Annotated in this window: 21 protein-coding genes and 1 pseudogene; 16 read left to right on the forward strand and 6 right to left on the reverse strand. The window is 53.6% G+C overall.

Annotated features, from left to right (window positions below):
* Positions 1-80 precede the first annotated feature (80 nt).
* The 6 genes from AC2CGP_RS03750 to AC2CGP_RS03775 are packed head-to-tail and all read left to right on the forward strand — an operon-like array spanning position 81 to position 5577.
* Positions 81-3068, forward strand: a complete 2988-nt coding sequence (locus AC2CGP_RS03750) for a RecE family exodeoxyribonuclease (protein WP_484502280.1) — start codon at positions 81-83, stop codon at positions 3066-3068.
* An 11-nt stretch (positions 3069-3079) separates the two neighbouring features.
* A complete protein-coding gene (locus tag AC2CGP_RS03755) occupies positions 3080-4168 on the forward strand; it encodes a RecT family recombinase (protein WP_484502281.1) in 1089 nt (362 codons plus the stop codon).
* 34 nt (positions 4169-4202) lie between these two features.
* Positions 4203-4547, forward strand: coding sequence for a hypothetical protein (locus AC2CGP_RS03760; RefSeq protein WP_142425946.1), 345 nt, complete (start codon positions 4203-4205; stop codon positions 4545-4547).
* Complete coding sequence (locus AC2CGP_RS03765; RefSeq protein WP_396275829.1) at positions 4540-5025, forward strand: hypothetical protein; 486 nt, start codon at positions 4540-4542, stop codon at positions 5023-5025. The genes AC2CGP_RS03760 and AC2CGP_RS03765 overlap by 8 nt, the downstream gene beginning before the upstream one ends.
* Positions 5022-5330 carry a DUF7740 domain-containing protein gene (locus tag AC2CGP_RS03770; RefSeq protein WP_484502282.1) on the forward strand — a complete coding sequence of 103 codons (309 nt, stop codon included), beginning with the start codon at positions 5022-5024 and terminating at the stop codon, positions 5328-5330. Before AC2CGP_RS03765 ends, AC2CGP_RS03770 begins: the two co-directional genes overlap by 4 nt.
* Before the next feature lie 7 nt (positions 5331-5337).
* The gene (locus AC2CGP_RS03775; protein ID WP_071890774.1) at positions 5338-5577 is read left to right on the forward strand and encodes a DUF4060 family protein; all 240 of its coding nucleotides are present in this window, start codon (positions 5338-5340) and stop codon (positions 5575-5577) included.
* Positions 5578-5797: 220 nt separating this feature from the next.
* Here AC2CGP_RS03775 and AC2CGP_RS03780 read toward each other — a convergent pair whose 3' ends face one another.
* Positions 5798-7015, reverse strand: a complete 1218-nt coding sequence (locus tag AC2CGP_RS03780; protein ID WP_185906885.1) for a tyrosine-type recombinase/integrase — start codon at positions 7013-7015, stop codon at positions 5798-5800.
* A 146-nt stretch (positions 7016-7161) separates the two neighbouring features.
* Between AC2CGP_RS03780 and sapC the strand changes: the two genes are divergently transcribed.
* From sapC to sapF, 3 genes are read left to right on the forward strand one after another with little or no spacing between them, the layout of a single operon-like run.
* Positions 7162-8052: a putrescine export ABC transporter permease SapC gene (gene sapC / locus AC2CGP_RS03785; RefSeq protein ID WP_020078584.1), complete on the forward strand. Its 891-nt coding sequence runs from the start codon at positions 7162-7164 to the stop codon at positions 8050-8052.
* Positions 8052-9044: a putrescine export ABC transporter ATP-binding protein SapD gene (sapD, locus tag AC2CGP_RS03790; RefSeq protein ID WP_015366243.1), complete on the forward strand. Its 993-nt coding sequence runs from the start codon at positions 8052-8054 to the stop codon at positions 9042-9044. The genes sapC and sapD overlap by 1 nt, the downstream gene beginning before the upstream one ends.
* Position 9045: 1 nt before the next feature.
* Entirely contained in the window at positions 9046-9855 is an 810-nt protein-coding gene (gene sapF, locus AC2CGP_RS03795) for a peptide ABC transporter ATP-binding protein SapF (RefSeq protein ID WP_032714707.1), read from the forward strand.
* A gap of 47 nt (positions 9856-9902) precedes the next feature.
* Here the strand turns inward: sapF and AC2CGP_RS03800 are convergent.
* Positions 9903-11329, reverse strand: a pseudogene (locus AC2CGP_RS03800) (purine-cytosine permease family protein).
* A gap of 197 nt (positions 11330-11526) precedes the next feature.
* Between AC2CGP_RS03800 and AC2CGP_RS03805 the strand changes: the two are divergent.
* The 7 genes from AC2CGP_RS03805 to osmB all read left to right on the forward strand — a co-directional run bounded on the left by AC2CGP_RS03805 (position 11527) and on the right by osmB (position 18107).
* A complete protein-coding gene (locus AC2CGP_RS03805) occupies positions 11527-12069 on the forward strand; it encodes a HutD/Ves family protein (protein ID WP_015705731.1) in 543 nt (180 codons plus the stop codon).
* A 242-nt stretch (positions 12070-12311) separates the two neighbouring features.
* The gene (gene fabI / locus AC2CGP_RS03810; RefSeq protein ID WP_015366239.1) at positions 12312-13100 is read left to right on the forward strand and encodes an enoyl-ACP reductase FabI; all 789 of its coding nucleotides are present in this window, start codon (positions 12312-12314) and stop codon (positions 13098-13100) included.
* Positions 13101-13291: 191 nt separating this feature from the next.
* Complete coding sequence (locus AC2CGP_RS03815) at positions 13292-14452, forward strand: carboxymuconolactone decarboxylase family protein (RefSeq protein ID WP_032708276.1); 1161 nt, start codon at positions 13292-13294, stop codon at positions 14450-14452.
* 81 nt (positions 14453-14533) lie between these two features.
* On the forward strand, positions 14534-16468 hold the full coding sequence (locus tag AC2CGP_RS03820; protein ID WP_032714713.1) for an exoribonuclease II: 1935 nt from the start codon (positions 14534-14536) through the stop codon (positions 16466-16468).
* A 149-nt stretch (positions 16469-16617) separates the two neighbouring features.
* Entirely contained in the window at positions 16618-16800 is a 183-nt protein-coding gene (locus AC2CGP_RS03825; RefSeq protein ID WP_015366235.1) for a YciZ family protein, read from the forward strand.
* A gap of 70 nt (positions 16801-16870) precedes the next feature.
* The gene (gene yciT, locus AC2CGP_RS03830; protein WP_015366234.1) at positions 16871-17620 is read left to right on the forward strand and encodes a DNA-binding transcriptional regulator YciT; all 750 of its coding nucleotides are present in this window, start codon (positions 16871-16873) and stop codon (positions 17618-17620) included.
* A gap of 268 nt (positions 17621-17888) precedes the next feature.
* Positions 17889-18107, forward strand: a complete 219-nt coding sequence (gene osmB / locus AC2CGP_RS03835; RefSeq protein ID WP_026612282.1) for an osmotically-inducible lipoprotein OsmB — start codon at positions 17889-17891, stop codon at positions 18105-18107.
* Between the two features lie 113 nt (positions 18108-18220).
* Here the strand turns inward: osmB and yciH are convergent, their stop codons facing one another.
* The 4 genes from yciH to AC2CGP_RS03855 form a co-directional block, all read right to left on the reverse strand.
* Positions 18221-18547, reverse strand: coding sequence for a stress response translation initiation inhibitor YciH (gene yciH / locus AC2CGP_RS03840; protein WP_015705734.1), 327 nt, complete (start codon positions 18545-18547; stop codon positions 18221-18223).
* Positions 18547-19284, reverse strand: coding sequence for an orotidine-5'-phosphate decarboxylase (gene pyrF / locus AC2CGP_RS03845; RefSeq protein WP_015705735.1), 738 nt, complete (start codon positions 19282-19284; stop codon positions 18547-18549). Before pyrF ends, yciH begins: the two co-directional genes overlap by 1 nt.
* 194 nt (positions 19285-19478) lie before the next feature.
* Positions 19479-20648: a lipopolysaccharide assembly protein LapB gene (lapB, locus tag AC2CGP_RS03850; RefSeq protein WP_015366230.1), complete on the reverse strand. Its 1170-nt coding sequence runs from the start codon at positions 20646-20648 to the stop codon at positions 19479-19481.
* 6 nt (positions 20649-20654) lie between these two features.
* Positions 20655-20963 (reverse strand): LapA family protein, encoded by a 309-nt coding sequence (locus AC2CGP_RS03855; protein WP_015366229.1) that lies wholly within the window; start codon positions 20961-20963, stop codon positions 20655-20657.
* Between the last annotated feature and the right edge of the window lie 140 nt (positions 20964-21103).

A 21103-nucleotide genomic window follows, 5' to 3' on the forward strand; every position in this document is an offset into this window, starting at 1 on the left:
ATTACCAAAAACCAATGAACACCCTGAATGGGCGCTATCAATGGCCCGAGGGATTCTACATCCAAAATTGAGGCTATCACATGGAATATTTTTACCTGATAAAAGCGACTCAAAAATCGGGTAAAGCCGATGCTGTAATCTGGCGTTCTGCAAAAACCGAATCCCGCGCGCTGCTGCAACTGGACGTTGACCTGGAAGATGCTGAGATTGAAACAGGCCGCGGCAAAGACTATCAAAAGCCAATCCGTACCGATTTCCCGGTATTTAACGATCTCCCGGCTGAAGGTGTTCTCGATTACTCATGGTGTGAACGCTACCAGCTCGCCGACGATGGTCGCACCTGGGCACTGAAGCCAGGACAAGAGCCTGTAGACGTTCATCACACCGATGATGCTGAAGTATCCTCTGAGCCTGTCACTGGCGAGTTGGTTGATGACAATAGTGCTGACGATGCTGGTGATGTCGATACCGTGGAATCGTTCGGCAATGCTGAATACGAAAACGATACAAACGCCCTGTTCAATATTGCTGAGCAGCCGTTCCGCATTAAGCTACTGGCGCAGTACATGGCGAACGATAACCACGTCTATCAAATCAGTATTCCGCACCGTAAAGAGCTCGCCGTTCTGGAAATGGATACCGATAACTCCGCAGTGCAGGATCTGATTCTCGCCGCTGAGAACGTCCAGGGGTTGAAGGATGCCGACATGCCTACCCTGTGGAAATTTACCAGCGCCAACAAAGCTGTATTTCCTGAAGGTAAGCGCCACGAACTGGGCAAGCGTATCCAGTTTGCAAAACTGTGGTTTGAAACTCCGCACATTGACCGCGGCAAACTCGTTCTCGAATGGTCTGCCGGAAATTACATTTCTTCCGTTCAGAAAACGGACACCGGCACGAATGCTGGCGGCGGTAATAAAACCGATCGCAACCCTGACTACACCCATACCCTTGATACGCTTGATGTTGAGATTGCGCTGGCCACAATGCCGATGGATTTCGATATCTACAATTTCCCGGCATCCATTCATCGCCGGGCTAAAGAAATCGTCCAGAAAAAAGAAAGCCCGTTCAAAGAATGGTCTGCTGCGCTGCGTAAAACCGCAGGCATCCTGGATTATTCACGCGCTGCCATTTTTGCCCTCATTCGTGGCGCCACCAGCGATATTCATCATTTCCCGGTAAGTCTGCAGACCTATATCAATGCGAACCTGACAGAGCATAAGCATGACACGCCCTCTGCTGAAACGCTTGAGAAAGCCGGGCATGTCTCATCTGCCGCCGTCGCTGAACGGTCAGCCGTGGATAAGATTCTCGCAGCTGAACGCGGTGAATATATCGAAGGGGTAAGCGATCCAGATGCACCGAACTGGGTAACGGAAGACCTGACTAAACCCAAACAGCCTGAAGTTTCAAACATGGGCAATGGTGTTTTTTCGATTGATGGTCTGATGGATAGCCAGCCAGCATCATCACCAGCACTTTCTATCGTGGACCAGGCGCGCCAGCGCGCTGCAGAAGAAAAATTACATCCAGCTAATTCCGGGGAAACCACCAGCGATGTGCAGATGGAAACGGCTCAGTCAGTCAAAGACGAAAATGATAATGCGGTATCAGCAAGCGAAGGCACTGATGCAACTGCTCCGCAAGCAGATGCCGTGAACATGCGCGACATTCTTGCTGAGCGCTGCCCTGACCTTACCGCGGCAGTTTTGCAGGACCAGCAATCAGCAACTGCAGAAGAAGAGCATGAGCCAGAGCCGGAAGCAACAAAATGGCCTGAATTCTTCGAGCCTGGTCGATATGAAGGTGTTCCGAACGAGGTTTATCACGCGGCGAACGGCATCAGTTCAACTCAGGTTAAAGATGCCCGTATATCTCTGATGTACTTCGAAAAGCGTCACGTCTCGAAAGTCATTGAAAAAACGCGTTCTCCTGTTCTGGATATGGGCAATCTGGTGCATGCGCTGGCGCTGCAGCCTGAACAGCTGGAAAAAGAATTCAGCATCGAGCCGGAAATACCGGAAGGCGCCTTCACCACGACTGCGACGATCCGCGCGTTTATCGACGAGTACAACGCCGGTCTTCCGCCGCTGTTGAGTGCTGACGATATCAAAGCATTGCTGGAGGCGCACAACGCCACACTGCCTCAACCGGTTCCTATGGGTGATGACGTTACCCAAACAGGTGAAAATTACATGGCCTTACCCGCTGAATTTCAGCGCGTAGAAGATGGCCAGAAAGTTACCGCAGCCAAAATGAAGGCATGCATCAAAGAATATAACGCCACTCTGCCCACCCAGGTGAAAACCAGCGGTAGCCGTGATGCCCTGTTAGAACAGCTGGCGATTATCAATCCTGACATGGTCGCTCAGGAGGCCCAGAAGGCGCAGCCGCTGAAAGTATCAGGCAATAAAGCGGATCTGATTCAGACCGTGAAATCGGTTAAACCGGATGCCGTGTTTGCCGACGAACTGCTGGATGCATGGCGCGAAAACCCGGAAGGAAAAATACTGGTTACCCGCCAGCAGATGAGCACTGCGCTGGACATTCAGAAAGCACTATTAAATCACCCCACCGCCGGCAAGCTGCTCCAGCATCCGAACCGCGCCGTTGAGGTGAGCTATTTCGGTATTGATGAGGAAACCGGGCTGGAAGTTCGCGTGCGCCCTGACCTTGAGATAGACATGAGCGGCCTGCGCATTGGTGCGGACCTGAAGACCATCAGCATGTGGAACATCAAGCAGGAAGGCCTGCGCGCGAAGTTGCACAGGGAAATCATTGAGCGCGATTACCACCTCAGCGCGGCCATGTACTGCGAAACCGCTGCTCTGGATCAGTTCTTCTGGATTTTCGTCAACAAAGACGAGAACTACCACTGGATCGCCATCATCGAGGCATCCGCAGACCTGCTGGAACTGGGCATGCTCGAGTACCGCAAAATGATGCGCGCTATCGCTACCGGCTACGACACTGGGGAGTGGCCAGCTCCGATCATCGATGATTACACCGACGAACTTAACGATTTCGACCTGCGCCGTCTCGAAGCGCTGCGCGTACAGGCATAAGGGGAAAAACAATGTCCAATTTAGTCGCAACTACTGAAAACCAGACCCAGAAGATCGACAACGTTTCTATTCTGACGAATGGTGAATTGTTCAACCGCCTGCGCACGCTTTCTGAAGTAATGGCCAACAGTGGAAATTTCGTCCCTGAACATTACCGCGGTAAACCAGATGCGTGCATGGCTGTAGTGATGCAAGCAGCGCGTTGGGGTATGGATCCGTTTGCAGTGGCACAGAAAACCTTCATCGTGGGTAACTCAGGAGTGCTTGGCTATGAGGCACAACTGGTGAATGCGGTAATTAACACCATGGCCCCAACCAAAGACCGGATCCATTTTGAATGGTTTGGTGCATGGGAAAATATCGTTGGCCGCTTCATTAAAAAAACCAGCGGCAAAGGTAACGACTACATCGCGCCGGGCTGGGATTTGAAAGATGAAGCTGGTGTGGGCGTCCGCGCCTGGGCAACGCTCAAAGGAGAATCAGAACCTCGTGAGCTTGTGCTGATGCTTTCTCAGGCACAAGTACGCAATTCTACACTGTGGGCGAGCGACCCTCGCCAGCAGTTGGCCTATCTTGCCGTTAAACGTTGGGCGCGACTGTATTGTCCGGATGTAATCCTCGGGGTATATACCGCCGACGAAATTGACGAACGCGAAGAAAAGGTTATCAACCCGGCGCAAACAGAAAAAGTCACGCTGAATGAGATAACAAACTCGGTTGGCGCTTCCATCAGCACGCAAGAGTCTGCATCTAACGTCGACGCAGTTGCCGATGGACTCCGCGACCGAATTGATACAGCTGACTCAGTGGATCAGGCCAAAGCCATTCGCGTAGACATCGAATCACAGAAAGCTCTGCTGGGTACTGCTCTTTATACCGAGCTGAAGAATAAGGCGGTGAAGCGTTACTACCTTGTTGATGCGAAGAACAAAGTTGAGGCTGCCATAAATTCACTTCCTAACCCAGGGGATCCGGAAGCCGAAGCGTTATTCGCGAAGGCAGAAAGCACCCTGACCTCATCGCGCCGCCACCTGGGTGATGAACTGTATGACCAGTTCCGTATCACCCTGGACGACATGAAACCGGAATACCAGGGCTAAGGGAGGCGGGAGGGTTCGCCCTCCCGGTAGCGATATGAGCAAATCACTTAATGCACGTTGTATCCGCCGCTGGGAAGTTGAATTTAAACCACTCTGCGACTCAAAGCTTAATCCGTACTGGCGCAAGCGTGACCTGCGCGGGTATATCCGCGAAGCTGCGCTTACCACCGCTTACAGCATGGTCGAGAGCATGGCTGAACGTAACGCCAAAGTTGACTATGACGGCGCGCCTAATAGCTGGAGCTATGAGTTTTCTCTCTGGTACCGCTTACGCCGGGAAAAATATCTCAAAGAAGCGCGCGACTACCTGAATGAAGAAGCCACCAACGACGAGATCGACGAAGAAATAGAAAACGAGCTGGAGGCCTGGAATGACTGAACGCGGAATGAAATTCTCCAAATTCACTGAGCTGGTAGCCCTAATCTGGTCCAACCCAATGACGCAGCGGCGCGACCCGGAGATTACCATCTCTATTCACTCGCCGGGCAGTATTGGTGCGTCGCCATCCGTTGCTGTCGAGTCCATTCAGGCTGGCTTCGACTGGGATGCTGGGCAGGTGATGATTTACCCGGCCCAGCCACTTACCACGCTGACGCCTGAACAGGTGGCGGACATAACCACCAGCGTGCGGAAAGGCCAATCATGGCACGCATTTGAGGCTTACAAGAAGCACAAGGCCCAGCTGGAAAACGCAGCGCTTGAGCATGCGAAAGTCGCCGGGCAGCGCGACGAGCTTCTAGCGGCGCTGGTTTCCTTGGCTGCTGTCGCTCGCCGCTATCTTCCGGATTATGACGAGCATCCAGAAATACAGAAGACTGATGACGCCATCTCCCGCGTCAAAGGCGGTGCAGCATGAGTCTTAAACATCGATTACCTGAGCTCGAAGCCAGCATCGACCCTGCGGCATTGCGCGCGGCCGCCGACGAATATTCGGATCTGCTGCTGACTTTGTGCTTGTGCATGAAGATGGCCGGCCCCACACGAGCGAACGTGCGCACCTGCGCCACCGCGCTTAAAAAGCGCATGACAACATGGCACAGCCAGAAAGAGCTCAACGCAATTCTGTCGAGTTGGGATCCCGTTGGCTATGTTCTCGGCCTCCGCCGTGAAGCGAACGACAACGCGCGAGCAGCTGGCGATCCGGTTGATGTATTTGTATGAGGTGGATATGCGACTGATAAACCGAAGCAAGCAATCACCGCTAGGGCGCCAGGCTTGTGATGCCGCACTGGCAAAACACGTTGAGCTTTATGGCGATTATGGTCGGCAGAAAATGAAGCGGACTTATACCGTCGTGGTGCAGGGTTCAAAAATCACTGTTGAAGTGGTTAACCGACGCTGCAGTTACGTGGCTACTGCTATGAGCTGCGCCCGTAGGCTGCAGCATCTTCCTGGACAATGTAACTAAGGGGCTTTTATGAATAACGCATCTCATTTCCAAGATGAAATATTGGTAACCAGTGACATTCTGTCCAGATACAAAATTTCACGCAGCACACTGTATTTCTGGAGCACACCATCCCGGATGCCATCGTACTTTTCTCAGCCGTTTCCGAAGCCAAAAATAAATGGCAGCCCTAAAAGATGGCGTTTGTCAGACCTTCTTGCCTGGGAAGACAACATGAGTATCAAACCAGAGGCTGGCCAATCAACTTCTCAAGATGACGCTGCCAAACAGCAAGCCAATGACGCTGATCATCCAAATAATCGTGGAGGTTATACCGCGCCATGACTCCAGACATATGATGCCCTAGTAGCTTTTCCACAACATGTGGTGGCGCACCTAATTCAGAAAGGCGCGTCGCCACTGTTCTTCTCAGATCATGAAGCGACCAAGGTTTCATCCCTGTTTTTGCAATAATCTGCGCAGAGAACAGAGCCACGTTTGGTTGAAGTGGCGGCCTGTCATCTTCTGGCCCCCTGTATCGTGACAACGTCACAACATGTTTTGAAACTGATGTTTCTTTTTCAGCTACCATCATCTGTATTACAGCCTCAGGAAGCGCCCTTCTCACCGACTTCCCAGTTTTATAGTCACTTGCCGGGATAGTCCATGTTTGTTCCTTGAAATCAAACCATTCCCATTTCGCTGTTCTGATCTCTGTACTTCGACACCCAGTCATAATGAGAAACTTCATTATCAATTGCTGCCTATATTTCATCTGAGGCAGAGCATTCCAAACTGTAATGATTTCATCATCACTTAACCTGCGGTCTTTTACAGCTGCTGTGAGCCCTACATCTGATCGTCTAAGGCTTTCAATAGGGTTCACGTTAATTACCCCACGGTTGGAACAGAAACGAAATGTGCGCTGCATCAAACCCAGCATTTGCCCTGTAACCACCCTTCGTCCCATACCGTCAAAAAGATTAAGCCAGTGAGCTTTAGTTGTCTGATCTACAATCATATTTCCGAGTACTGGAGCTATATGATTATTGAAGTCGCGGCGGTTAACTTTGATTTTTACCAGACCTTCAGGGATGCAGTAGTACTTCTCCCAGTAATCGAATGCTTCTTTCACTGTAAGCGCTTCTACTTTTTTCTGTTTCTCGAGTACTACTTGCCGTCTAGGATCAAGCCCTTCCGCTAGCCAAGCCCTGAACTGCTGCCTACGTTCTCGCGCATGAGCTAATGAGGTGGTTGGATAATCACCAATCGTTAGTTGAGCGGCTTTCCCGTTCCATCTGTAGCGGTAAAAGAATGTTATACTGCCGGATGTAGACAACCTGACATTCAGACCATGTGCGTCTGAAATGACCTCGATTTGGTCTCTTTTTTTGCCAAGAGCTTTTCTTAATTTTGTGTCGGTAAGCAATGTGTACACTCCGGAAGAAGATATACACATCAGTGTACACATTATGCGTAAATTGATAACCTTCAAATCTATGAAGAACACACAAAAATAAAGCGTTACATACTGGCAAGGCGTTGATAATAGCGGAATTATTGAAAAGAAATAAAGCATGACTAACAAACTTAAAACGGATTCATATGCCCTACGATAGCGTCTATCTCGAAAAGCGCCCGCCCGGCGCATTGCGCACCGTATGGCGTAAATTCTACGGCGATACCACCGCGATGATTGGTTTATACGGCTGCGGCGCGCTGGTGCTGCTGTGCGTATTCGGCGGCTGGTTCGCGCCTTATGGCATCGATCAGCAGTTCCTCGGCTACCAGCTGCTGCCGCCTTCATGGTCGCGCTATGGCGAAGTGTCGTTCTTCCTCGGGACCGACGATCTTGGTCGCGATGTGCTAAGTCGCCTGCTCAGCGGCGCGGCGCCGACCGTCGGCGGCGCCTTTGTGGTCACGCTCGGCGCCGCGCTGTTCGGCCTGGTACTCGGCGTGATTGCTGGTTCCACCCACGGTTTGCGTTCAGCGATAATGAACCACATTCTCGACACCCTGCTGTCGATTCCGTCGCTGCTGCTGGCGATTATCGTCGTCGCATTCGCCGGACCGCATCTGAGCCATGCCATGTTCGCCGTCTGGCTGGCGCTGCTGCCGCGCATGGTGCGTTCGGTCTACAGCATGGTGCACGATGAACTGGAAAAAGAGTACGTGATTGCCGCCCGCCTCGACGGCGCTTCCACGCTCAATATTCTCTGGTTTGCGGTTCTGCCTAATATTACCGCAGGGCTGGTCACCGAAATTACCCGCGCGCTGTCGATGGCGATCCTCGACATTGCCGCGCTCGGTTTTCTCGACCTCGGCGCTCAGCTACCCTCTCCGGAATGGGGCGCCATGCTCGGCGACGCGCTGGAATTGATTTACGTCGCCCCCTGGACGGTCATGCTGCCGGGAGCGGCCATCATGATAAGCGTACTGCTCATCAATCTGCTGGGCGACGGTATTCGCCGCGCAATTATTGCCGGGGTTCAATAATGCCGTTACTGGATATTCGTAATCTCACCATTGAGTTTAAAACCAACGAGGGCTGGGTAAAGGCCGTCGATCGGGTCAGCCTGACGCTGGCTGAAGGTGAAGTCCGTGGTCTTGTCGGTGAATCAGGTTCCGGCAAAAGCTTAATCGCCAAGGCGATTTGCGGCGTCACCAAAGATAACTGGCGGGTCACCGCCGACCGTATGCGTTTTGATGATATCGATCTGCTGCGTCTCTCTAACCGCGAGCGCCGAAAACTGATTGGCCACAACGTATCGATGATCTTCCAGGAGCCGCAATCCTGTCTTGATCCTTCCGAGCGTATTGGGCTGCAGTTGATGCAAAATATCCCCGGCTGGACCTTTAAAGGCCACTGGTGGCAACGCTTTGGCTGGCGTAAGCGCCGCGCTATTGAACTGCTGCACCGGGTGGGAATTAAAGATCACAAAGATATTATGCGCAGCTTCCCCTACGAGCTGACCGACGGCGAATGTCAGAAGGTCATGATCGCCATCGCGCTTGCTAACCAGCCGCGCTTGCTGATTGCTGATGAACCCACTAACGCCATGGAGCCAACCACCCAGGCGCAGATTATTCGCCTGTTGACCCGGCTCAACCAGAATAACAACACCACTATTTTGCTGATCAGTCACGATATGCAGATGCTCAGCAAATGGGCGGATAAAATTAACGTCATGTATTGCGGGCAGACGGTGGAAACCGCGCCGAGCGAGGAGCTGGTGACCATCCCTCATCACCCCTACACTCAGGCATTGATTCGCGCCATCCCGGATTTCGGCAGCTCAATGCCGCATAAAAGCCGGCTGAATACCCTGCCCGGCGCCATTCCGCTGCTGGAACAACTGCCGATCGGCTGTCGGCTGGGGCCGCGTTGTCCCTATGCGCAACGCGAGTGTATCGTCACGCCGCGTTTGACCGGCGCGCGTAATCATCTGTACGCCTGTCATTTCCCGCTGAACATGGAGAAAGAGTGAAATGGTCGAAACATTGCTGGAAGTTCGCAATCTTAGTAAGACCTTTCGCTATCGCACCGGCTGGTTCCACCGTCAGACGGTAGAGGCGGTGAAGCCGCTGAGCTTTACCCTGCGCGAGCGTCAGACGCTGGCGATTATTGGTGAAAACGGCTCCGGTAAATCAACGCTGGCCAAAATGCTGGCCGGGATGGTTGAGCCGACCACCGGCGAACTGTTGATTGACGACCATCCGCTGGCGTTTGGCGACTACTCATTCCGCAGCCAGCGTATTCGCATGATTTTTCAGGATCCCTCGACCTCGCTCAACCCACGTCAGCGTATTTCGCAGATCCTCGATTTCCCGCTGCGTCTCAATACCGATCTTGAACCAGAAGCCCGGGAAAAGCAGATTATCGAGACGATGCGCATGGTGGGCTTGCTACCGGACCACGTCAGCTACTATCCGCATATGCTGGCGCCGGGGCAAAAGCAGCGCCTGGGTCTTGCTCGTGCCTTGATCCTGCGTCCGAAAGTGATTATCTGCGATGAGGCGCTGGCCTCGTTGGATATGTCGATGCGCTCGCAGCTAATCAACCTGATGCTGGAACTACAGGAAAAACAGGGAATATCCTACATCTATGTCACCCAGCATCTGGGGATGATGAAGCATATCAGCGATCAGGTGCTGGTGATGCACGAGGGTGAAGTGGTCGAACGCGGCAGCACCGCCGATGTGCTGGCCTCGCCGCTCCACGAACTGACCAAGCGGCTGATCGCCGGCCATTTCGGCGAGGCGCTGACTGCCGACGCCTGGCGAAAAGATGGTAAATAGCGTTAACCTTCCTTCAGGGGCGGCATAATAGCCGCCCCTGCCATTTATCACTGCGGGAACACGCTCAGCGCCGGTAATGGTCGGCGGTCAAAGCGGCGCAGCGCATAATACAACCATCCGGTACCTACCCAGCCGATAATCCATGACACATCATTGCCGGCGAATATCCACGTCAGCGAACCATGGAACAGCGGGTTCTCAATAAACGGCAGTTGAATAAGCACGCCAATGATATAAATGGTAATGGCATACAAATTCCAGAAACCATAGCGCTGATGCGGATCGCTAAGCGCCGGAATATCGACCGCGCCTTTAGAAATAATGTAGTAATCGGTCAGGCTGATGGCGCTCCAGGGAACGAAAAAGGCCAGCAGGAATAACAGGAAATGGGTGAAGTGCTTTAAGAAAGCCGGTTCGCTAAGCAGCGCGATAATACACGAAGCCGCGACCATCAGGACGACGAAAGCAACGCGGCATTTCTGCGACAACGCCGTCTGGCGACGGAAACCGGAAACAATGGTGGTCAGAGACATAAAACTGCCGTAGGCGTTAAGCGTCGTGAAGGTGATCTTGCCAAAGCAAATAGCAAAGTAGATAACCATCGCCATCACCTGGCTTTTACCCAATCCCACCAGATAACTCACTTCATGACCGGGGAAAGCGCTGCCGGCAATCGCGGCGGTAAACACCCCCAGCGTCATAGATGTCTGGGTTCCCAATACGGTACCGAAAAACACCGAGCAGAACGTTTTCGTTGCCGATACATTGCGTGGCAGGTAGCGCGAATAGTCGGACACATACGGGCAAAACGCGATTTGCCACGACGAGGATAGAGACACCGCCAGCAGGAACATCGGCAGGGAGAAATGGTTATTTTGCGCCAGGCCGCGAGATCCGCCGACATCAGTAACGTAACGAACATATAGACGAAGGCCAGAATGCCGATAATGCTCGCCAGTTTACCCAGCTTATGAATCACCTTATAACCCAGTACGGCAATGACAATAATAATCGCGCTGAATAGCAGCATTCCAGCGACATTGCTGATATTCAACAGCTTTGCCATCGCCTGCCCGGCCAGTACGGTACCGCTGGCGGAGAAGCCAACATACATGATGCAGACCAGTACCAGCGGCACTACCGCGCCAAAGACGCCAAACTGGGCGCGGCTTATTATCATCTGCGGCAAACCCAGCCGTGGTCCCTGCAGCGCATGCAGCGACATTACCGCCGCCCCCAGCACCTGACCGAGGAGAAGACCTATCAGCGACCACACCACGTCGCCGCCCAGCACCACGGCTAAAGCGCCGGTGACAATAGCGGTAATCTGCAGGTTGCCGCCAAACCACAGGGTAAACTGGCTAAACGGATGCCCATGCCTTTCGCGCTCGGGGATGTAATCAATCGACCGCGTTTCACTTAATCCAGCCTGACTATTTTTTGACTGCCCATCTGTAGATGAAAAAGAAGACATAGGTACCTCGCTATTATTATTTATTCACTCCCCATCTGACCGATCCTGTATATACAAGCATTGACAACTGCCCGCACCGCACGCATCCTATTTTTGTGATGAATATGTAAATTCTTTGTATTGCAAAAAGTAACAAAACCATAACAATAACGTTGATAACGCCTGCGCATACCGCGCTAAACCGAGGTGTAACGCTCATGATCGTTCCCGTCCAACTATCCACTCTGCCCGTCACGCCCTGGAAAAATGGCGCAGGCGAGACCCGTGAGATAGTCTGTGTCCCCTCTCCTGACGCCCCTTTTTTATGGCGAGCCAGCATTGCCACCCTGCAAAATGATGGTCCGTTTTCCTGCTTTCCCGGCGTCGACCGGGTCATTACTCTACTGGCCGGGCAGCCGCTGCGCCTGAAAGGCGAAGCTATCGATCACGCTTTGACGCTTTGGCAACCCTGGGCTTTTGCCGGCGAGTGGCCGTTGCGTAGCGAAGGGATCCGCGAACCCGGTCTCGACTTTAATATCATGACCCAGCGCAACCGCGCCGCCGCCGAGGTACGGGTCGTTGATGATATACAGACTCCCGGCGACGAAGGCGTCGCTTGGGTATTACAGGGGCGCTGGCAACTTGGTGAACGGCAATGTGAAGCGCAATCGGGTATTTTCTGGCATCAGCAAACGCCGGGCGAACTCGCACCGCTCACGACGGACGCCCTACTGTTACTCACCACGATCGTGCGCCGTTAACCGCAGAAATATCGGTAACGCGTCGTGATCTCAAGGTAAAACGTAGTGATTATCCGGTGATATACTGGGGTAAGCGCATTTATCATTACGCGCTGCGTTGCGATAGGCGGCACAAAAAATCGTGACACAAGGGGTCTTCAGTGGGATATAATTCCCGGCTAAATTTGAGTTATTTTGAAATAACAACGTTAACCGTTTGATTGTTAGAGTAAAAATAAGCAATAACGATAAGGATTAAAGCTATGGGTTTTCTTTCCGGTAAGCGCATTCTGATCACTGGCGTGGCCAGTAAACTGTCCATCGCCTACGGTATTGCGCAAGCAATGCACCGTGAAGGGGCTGAACTGGCATTCACCTATCAGAACGAAAAACTGAAAGGCCGCGTAGAAGAGTTTGCTGCTGCGCTGGGTTCTAACATTGTGCTGCAGTGCGACGTGGCTGAAGACGAAAGCATCACCGCGCTGTTCACTGAGCTTGAAAAAGTATGGCCGAAATTTGATGGTTTCGTGCACTCTATCGGTTATGCGCCGGCTGACCAGTTAGATGGCGACTACGTCAATGCCGTCACCCGCGAAGGTTTCAAAATTGCCCACGACATCAGCGCTTACAGCTTCGTGGCGATGGCGAAAGCTTGCCGCTCGATGCTGAACCCGGGCTCCGCGCTGCTGACCCTCTCCTATCTGGGCGCTGAGCGCGCTATCCCGAACTATAACGTGATGGGTCTGGCAAAAGCGTCTCTGGAAGCCAACGTACGCTATATGGCGAACGCGATGGGTCCGGAAGGTATTCGCGTTAACGCCATCTCCGCAGGTCCGATCCGCACCCTGGCGGCATCCGGTATCAAAGATTTCCGTAAAATGCTGGCGCACTGCGAAGCGGTCACCCCGATCCGTCGCACCGTCACCATCGAAGACGTCGGCAACAGCGCGGCCTTCCTGTGCTCTAACCTGTCTGCGGGCATCTCTGGTGAAGTCGTTCACGTTGACGGCGGTTTCAGCATCGCTGCGATGAACGAACTGGAACTGAAATAAGTTCCCTATCCTCCTCACCCCGGTGAGGAGGATCTCTCTCCTTTCTCTGCTTACGCTTCTCTTCTGTTATTCCAATCCGCTATTTGTTAGTACGTATCAATATTTTCTCCTGCTTCAGGGTTACGCCAGGATAGTTGTGCATAGAGGTACCGCGAAACGGCGGTTCGCCACCTACCGAACAAGGAACGCCCATGGAGCAACGCCGCGTGTATGGCAAAAACCACTGGTATCACGAGACCCAGTCAACCAATAGCCCGGTCGAGATTCTTCCTCTGGTCCCGGAGGCCGCTGACGTTGATGACCGTTTTTTGCTCGATCTGCCACTCGCAGCCGATCTCAGCCACCCTCATGAAGGCTGGCTGGCGCCCGCGCGTCAGTTGACAAAGGTCCTTTTCCCGGACAACGTCACGGTAACCCGATTACAAACCTTCAGCGCCTACGACCGTCTTAGCACCGCCCTGACCGTCGCTCAGGTCTACGGCGTACAGCGCTTGTGTAACCACTACGCCGCCCGTCTGGCGCCGTTGCCTGGCCCTGACTCCTCACGAGAAAGTAATCACCGGTTGGCGCAGATAACCCAGTACGCCCGCCAGTTAGCCAGTTCTCCTTCGGTTATCAACGAGGTCTCCCGCCGCCAGCTTGAGGAGGTCGGGCTGACCAGCCGCGATATTGTGTTAATTAACCAAATTATCGGCTTCGTGGGCTTTCAGGCCCGCGCGGTGGCCGCATTTCAGGCCGCGCTTGGGCAACCGGTACGCTGGCTTCCCGGTATGCCGCAGCAGAATGATGCCCCGGCAGAACGCTTTACTGATGTCACTGGAGAGTGGTCCCTGGATATCGATGATGCCGACCTGCGTTACGCCAATGATGACAAGCAAGTCAGGCTCGCCGCATGGAACCGTCATCCCGGCCTGCAGCCTCTCGCCCCCCTTCTGGCAACGGATGAAGGCGCGTTGGCCCTGCTACATCAACTGCTGAATCAACTGGATAATTCTGCGCAGCCCTTAAGCGCAATGGCGGCGTTACTCGCGGCGCGAATCAACGGCAGCGTCAGCTGTTTTAACGCCTGGAGAGCTCGCTGGACAGGTGACAACGGATTGTTGCAGGCACTGCGCGGCGATGAACGAACGGTTCAGCACTGGGCGCGAAGCCATTCTTTGGAACACGTTTTCCTACAGGCGGCGCAGCTATTGACTCGTGCGCCGGACCGTTTTAGCGCCGCGCAGCTAACTCCCCTCACTGAATATGGGCTTTCCCGCGTTGAGGCTATCGATCTGCTGGCGTGGTGCGGCCTCTGCGGGTGGCTGAACCGGCTTAAAATCGCCCTCGGTGAGGTACGTCAAGCGACGTAAAATGCTGAAACAGCGCTTGCTGAGGCAGGCATATTCGCGTAAAAATGTCAGCCGCTCTTTTAGCCACGAAAAAACCTAATTATGTTTCAGGACAACCCGCTGCTAGCGCAGCTTAAACAGCAATTGCATTCCCAGACTCCGCGCGTTGAAGGGGTCGTTAAAGGTACGGAAAAAGGTTTTGGCTTCCTTGAAGTCGACTCGCAAAAAAGCTACTTCATTCCGCCGCCGCAAATGAAAAAAGTGATGCATGGCGATCGTATTATCGCCGTGGTCCATACCGAAAAAGAACGTGAAAGCGCCGAGCCGGAAGAGCTGGTTGAGCCTTTCCTGACCCGTTTTGTCGGGAAAGTGCAGAAAAAAGACGATCGTCTGTCTATCGTTCCTGATCATCCGCTGCTGAAAGACGCCATCCCTTGCCGCGCCGCGCGCGGCGTAGAACACGACTTCAAACAGGGTGACTGGGCGGTGGCTGAAATGCGTCGCCATCCGCTGAAAGGCGACCGCGGTTTCTATGCCGAATTAACGCAATTCATCACCTTTAGCGACGATCATTTCGTGCCGTGGTGGGTGACGCTGGCGCGTCATAACCTGGAAAAAGAAGCTCCGAATGGCGTTGCCACCGAGATGCTCGATGAAGGACTGGAACGCCGCGATCTGACGGCGCTTGAGTTCGTAACCATCGACAGCGCCAGCACCGAAGATATGGACGATGCGCTGTATGTCGAGCGCGCCGACGACGGTAAACTGCTGCTGACCGTCGCTATCGCCGATCCGACAGCGTGGATTGCCGAGGGCAGTAAACTGGACAACGCGGCGAAAATCCGCGCCTTCACCAACTATCTGCCGGGCTTTAATATCCCGATGTTGCCGCGCGAGCTGTCTGACGATTTGTGCTCGCTGCGCGCCAACGAAGTGCGTCCGGTACTCGCCTGCCGCATGACTCTGGCGGCTGACGGCGCCATTGAAGATAATATCGAATTCTTCGCCGCAACTATCGAATCTAAAGCCAAACTGGCTTATGACGACGTCTCCAACTGGCTGGAAAATATCGGCTCATGGCAGCCTGCTGATGACGCTATCGCGCAGCAAATCAAACTGCTGCAGGAAGTCTGCCAGCGCCGCAGCGAATGGCGTCAAACCCACGCGCTGGTATTCAAAGACCGCCCTGATTATCGCTTCGTGTTGGGTGAGAAAGGTGAAGTGCTGGATATCGTTGCCGAACCGCGCCGCATCGCCAACCGCATCGTTGAAGAGTCGATGATTGCCGCTAATATCTGCGCGGCACGCGTGCTGCGCGATAACCTGGGCTTTGGCGTTTATAACGTGCACACCGGTTTCGATCCGGCTAACACCGAACAACTGGCCGCTCTGCTGAAGACGCACGATGTGCACGTCGATCCGCAGGAAGTCCTGACACTCGACGGTTTCTGTAAACTGCGCCGCGAACTGGATGCTCAGCCTTCAGGTTTCCTTGATAGCCGCATCCGCCGCTTCCAGTCGTTCGCCGAAATCAGTACCGAGCCAGGCCCACACTTCGGCCTTGGCCTGGAAGCTTACGCCACCTGGACTTCGCCAATCCGTAAATACGGCGATATGATCAACCACCGTCTGTTAAAAGCCGTCATCAAAGGCGAGACCATTGGTCGCCCGCAGGATGACGTCACCGTGCAGATGGCGGAACGCCGTCGTCTGAACCGGATGGCGGAACGCGACGTCGCAGATTGGCTGTATGCTCGCTTCCTCAATGATAAAGCCGGAACCGATACCCGCTACGCGGCAGAAATCATTGATGTCAGCCGCGGCGGCATGCGCGTGCGCCTGGTCGATAACGGCGCTGTCGCCTTTATCCCGGCACCTTTCCTGCACGCGGTGCGCGATGAACTGGTCTGCAGTCAGGAGAACGGAACCGTACAGATTAAAGGTGAAGTCGTTTACAAAGTCACCGATGTTATCGACGTGACTATCGCTGAAGTCCGTATGGAAACCCGCAGCGTCATCGCCCGTCCGGCGGCGTAACGCTTTTATGGCCCCTGCCCAGGGGCCATACATTTCTCGTTTTGAGTGAATATCGCCAGCCGCGCAAGGATGTGCGTTTTTTTCGCTTCTCTTTTGCAACTGTTTTTTGCATCATTGATTTCATTCATTTTTGTAACCAGGATAATGCTATGTCTGATCTGAATGCCCGCCTGCTCGCCCAACGTATCGATACCGTGCTGGATATTCTGGTTGCCGGAGATTATCACTCGGCGATCCATAATCTGGAGATCCTCAAAGCCGAGCTGCAGGCGTTGTCTCACGACGAGCCAGAGAAGGACTCAGGGCAATCGAAAGCGCCGTGGGAAATCTAAATCATTCCTGTCCCCCAGCACGCCTTAAGGCCTGCTGGGCGCCGTATAGACCTCTAACTGTGATGTAGCTATGAACGCCCGACAACAAAGTATTTTGCAAATGGTCATCGATAAAGGCCGTATGAGCGTAGCCGATCTGGCCAGGATGACCGGTGTCTCAGAAGTCACTATTCGTCAGGATCTGAATTCTCTGGAAAAACAAAGCTACCTGCGCCGTACCCACGGCTTTGCGGTACCGCTGGATAGTGAAGACGTCGAAACCCGGATGATGACCAACTTTGCCATTAAGCGTGAACTCGCCGCGCGCGCCGCGTCGCTGGTGGCAGCCGGAGAGACGGTGTTCATCGAAAATGGCAGTTCAAACGCCCTTCTGGCTCGCACATTGGCGGAACGAGGCGATATCACCATCATCACCGTGAGCAGCTATATCGCGCATTTACTCAAGGAAACGCCGGGCGAGGTGATTCTGCTGGGCGGTATTTATCAGAAGCGCAGTGAAAGCATGGTGGGCCCGTTAACCCGCCAGTGCATTCAGCAGGTACACTTTAGCAAGGCATTTATCGGCGTTGACGGCTGGCAGAGCGAAACCGGCTTCACCGGCCGCGACATGATGCGCGCCGATGTGGTTAATGCGGTGCTGGAAAAACAGTGCGAAGCCATTGTGCTGAGCGACAGCTCGAAATTCAGCGTTGTGCATCCCTATCCGCTGGGCCCGATTTCCCGTTTCAATCGCATCATTACCGATAATAATTTGCACGACACTATCCGCCAGCAGCTCACCGACAGCGGTTTAACCGTCGATATTGTTAACCCCGCCTGATCGCTTCCGCCAGCGCCCGATAAAATGGCGTTGGCGTCCCTTCTGCGTCTGAGAGTATTCCGACCCGCAATTAAGATTTTTTACCTGACGTTAAATTTTAAAATAAGTAGAATTATTATTAGCGATATAACAGGAAGTGACTATCACCTGCGTGATTAGAGCAACACCTGCGCAACTTAAGTTTCATGGAATAACCCGTAAGTCATAGCCTGTTGCTATGCTTAAAGGAAGTTGTATCCATGAATAGATTATTCAGGAGAATAAAATGATGACTTCGATGAGCAAAAAAATGGCTGCGGCCGTACTGGCGGTTACTGTAGTAATGTCTCTGAGCGCTTGCTCTCACTGGTCTAAACGCGACCGTAACACCGCAATCGGCGCCGGCGCCGGCGCACTGGGCGGCGCGGTATTAACTGACGGCAGCACCCTGGGCACCCTGGGTGGCGCAGCGGTTGGCGGCATCATTGGCCACCAGGTTGGCAAATAACCACCCCGCATATTAAATTAATAATAATTTCGTAGTTACTGACTCACGCATCTACAAATAATTAAGGCCACGGTAAATACCGTGGCCTTGTTGTTTATTTCATAGAAATTATCTTAGCCACCCGCTAATTTCACTTTCATCCCTTTGGCTTCCAGCAGTGATTTCAGCAAGTCGCGTTTATCCCCCTGAATTTCAATCACTCCATCTTTCAGTGAACCGCCGCAGCCGCATTTCTTTTTCAGCTCAGCGGCCAGCTTCGCCAGCGCGTCGTCATCCAGATCGATGCCGGTAATCAGGCAGACGCCCTTTCCTTTGCGCCCGCTGGTCTGGCGTTGAATACGCACGATGCCATCGCCTTTCGCTCGTTGCGGCGCCGCTTTCGGCTCTTCGATACGGCCGCTATCGGTGGAGTAAACCAGGCGGCTATTAGAATCACTCATTACGCCCCCTGCTTCAGCGATGCGTTGATTGCCGCAAGCGTTGCCGCCGGATCGGCAGACTGGGTAACCGGGCGACCAATCACCATATAATCAACTCCCGCCTGCTGCGCCTGTTCCGGGGTCATGATTCGGCGCTGGTCGCCAGCATCGCTGCCTGTAGGGCGGATCCCTGGCGTGACTAACTTAAATTCCTGCCCTAACTCCTGCTTAAAGCGGACGGCTTCCTGCGCGGAACAGACTACGCCGTCGAGACCACAGCGTTTGGTTAGCGCAGCCAGTTTAGCGGCATGATCGGCAGGAGAAAGCGTGATGCCAAGGTCCTGCAAATCGCTGGCTTCCATGCTGGTCAATACGGTGACCGCAATCAGTAACGGCGCCTCTTTTCCGAACGGCAACAGCGCCTCGCGGGCAGCCGTCATCATACGCGCGCCGCCGGAGGCGTGAACGTTCACCATCCATACGCCGAGTTCCGCCGCAGCGGCGACCGCACGTGCGGTGGTATTAGGAATATCGTGGAATTTCAGGTCGAGGAACACTTCAAAGCCGCGTTGATGCAGGTCGCGAACAAACTGCGGCCCCAGCAGCGTGAACATCTCCTTACCTACTTTCAACCGGCAGTCGCGGGGATCGATTCGATCAACAAAGGCTAACGCCTTGTCACGGTTATCATAATCAAGCGCAACAACGACGGGAGAGGATGTGATAACGCGAGGAGAAGAGGTAGCAGTAGACGTCATGACCGGACCTTAATTGTGGATGAGCGCCGCCAGGGCGCAAAAAAGGTAAACGGGCAGCATTCTACCTGCGAAGCGGGGAAAATGACAGGCTGCTTTTTCCCCTCTACAGACAAAAACGGGCACGCGGCAACAGGATTGGGCATGGTAAAACCCAGAAAAGTATGTTGTAACTAAAGTCTGGCTTTTTTTAGAAGTTACTGACCATCCAGGCCGCGAATCGGCTTGATAGTCGCCCACGAGCGGCAGGACGGGCAGTGCCAGTACAGGGTGTGGGAAGTAAAACCGCACTTCTGGCAGCGGTAGCGCGGTTTGCTCCGCACCTGTTCACCAACCATGTTACGCAAAACCCCCAGACTCGCCTTCGCGCGCCCTTCTTCCGCCTCATTAAGATGGTAGTCCATCAGTTTATGGAACACGCGCATCGTTGGGTGGCGTTCCAACTGGCGAGTTACATAGCTTTGCGCCGCTTCCGCCCCCTCCTGCTGCTCGATAATCTGCGCCAGCATGAGTTCCGCCGTCGCACCGGTGTTCTCTTCTACACAGCGGCGCAAGAACGCTTCCCACTCCGCATGCTTACCCAACTGCTGATAACAGGTTTGCAGCATTTCCAGGGTTTCACCCACCAGTTCTTTATCCTGGCCAATCACCCGTTCCAGGCTTTCTACCGCTTTCGCGTAGTCGCCTTTTTCCATCCACACGCGCCCCATCATAATCGAGACGCGGGCGCTGTTGCGGTCCGCAGACGCGCCTTTCTTCAGCAGCGTCATCGCTTTATCGAGATCGTTGCTGGCCATCTGCTGTAGCGCCAGTTCACACCAGAAGTTGGCGATGTCGCTGCGATGTTTTTCTTTGCCCAATTTTACCAGCCGTTCGGCGACTTCAATGGCGGACTGCCAATCGCTGGTCAGTTGATAAATCTGCAGCAGTTGTTGTAGCGCGCCCAGGCGGAAGTCGGTTTCATCCACCAGCTGCTTGAACATATCTTCCGCGCGATCGTACAGGCCAGCGGCCATATAATCGCGCCCCAACTGTTGGACGGCGAGCAGGCGTTGATCGTAGGTGAGCGAAGCGCTCTCCATCAGGCTTTGGTGAATACGGATGGCGCGGTCAACTTCGCCACGGGAACGAAACAGGTTGCCAAGCGTCAGATGAGCTTCGACGGTGCCGGTGTCCTCTTTTAACATATCGAGGAACAGATCTACGGCTTTGTCCTGCTGATTGCTCAGCAGGAAGTTGACCCCGGCCACGTAATCACGCGACAGGCGACTAGCATCGTCCTGTTTGGACTGTTGTGCGCTCCTGCGCCCCATATACCATCCATAGGCAGCGGCAACGGGAAGAAGCAGAAACAACAACTCCAGCATAGAAGGTTATTCCTTGACCGCAGGGACGCCGGCATCAGCGGGCGCCGCGGCCACTGGCGCGATCTGCTGCTCCAGGCGTTTAATTTTACGCTCGGCGCGCGCCAACGACACACGTACCCGCAGCCAGAACAGACCACAGATCAGCCAACCAATGGCAAATCCGCCAGCAAACAGTACCGCCAGCAGCGTGGAGATACGGAACTCACCCTGGGCAAGCAAATAGTTGAACGTGACCAGTTGGTCATTTTGCGCGCCCAGCGTCACAGAGATGACGAAGATAGCTAATACCAGTAAGAAAATAAGTAAATATTTCACATGACTTCCCGTTCTGTGGGTGACGCGAGTAAAACGCGTTCAAGCCCTATAAAGTATCATTTTCACCGCAGTGGTGAAATGGAAAAGCATGACACCCATCATGATATGCGGCCAGATGCCGCGAAATTCAACATAAACGC

It is taken from the genome of Klebsiella sp. SYXHC3 (assembly GCF_057196925.1).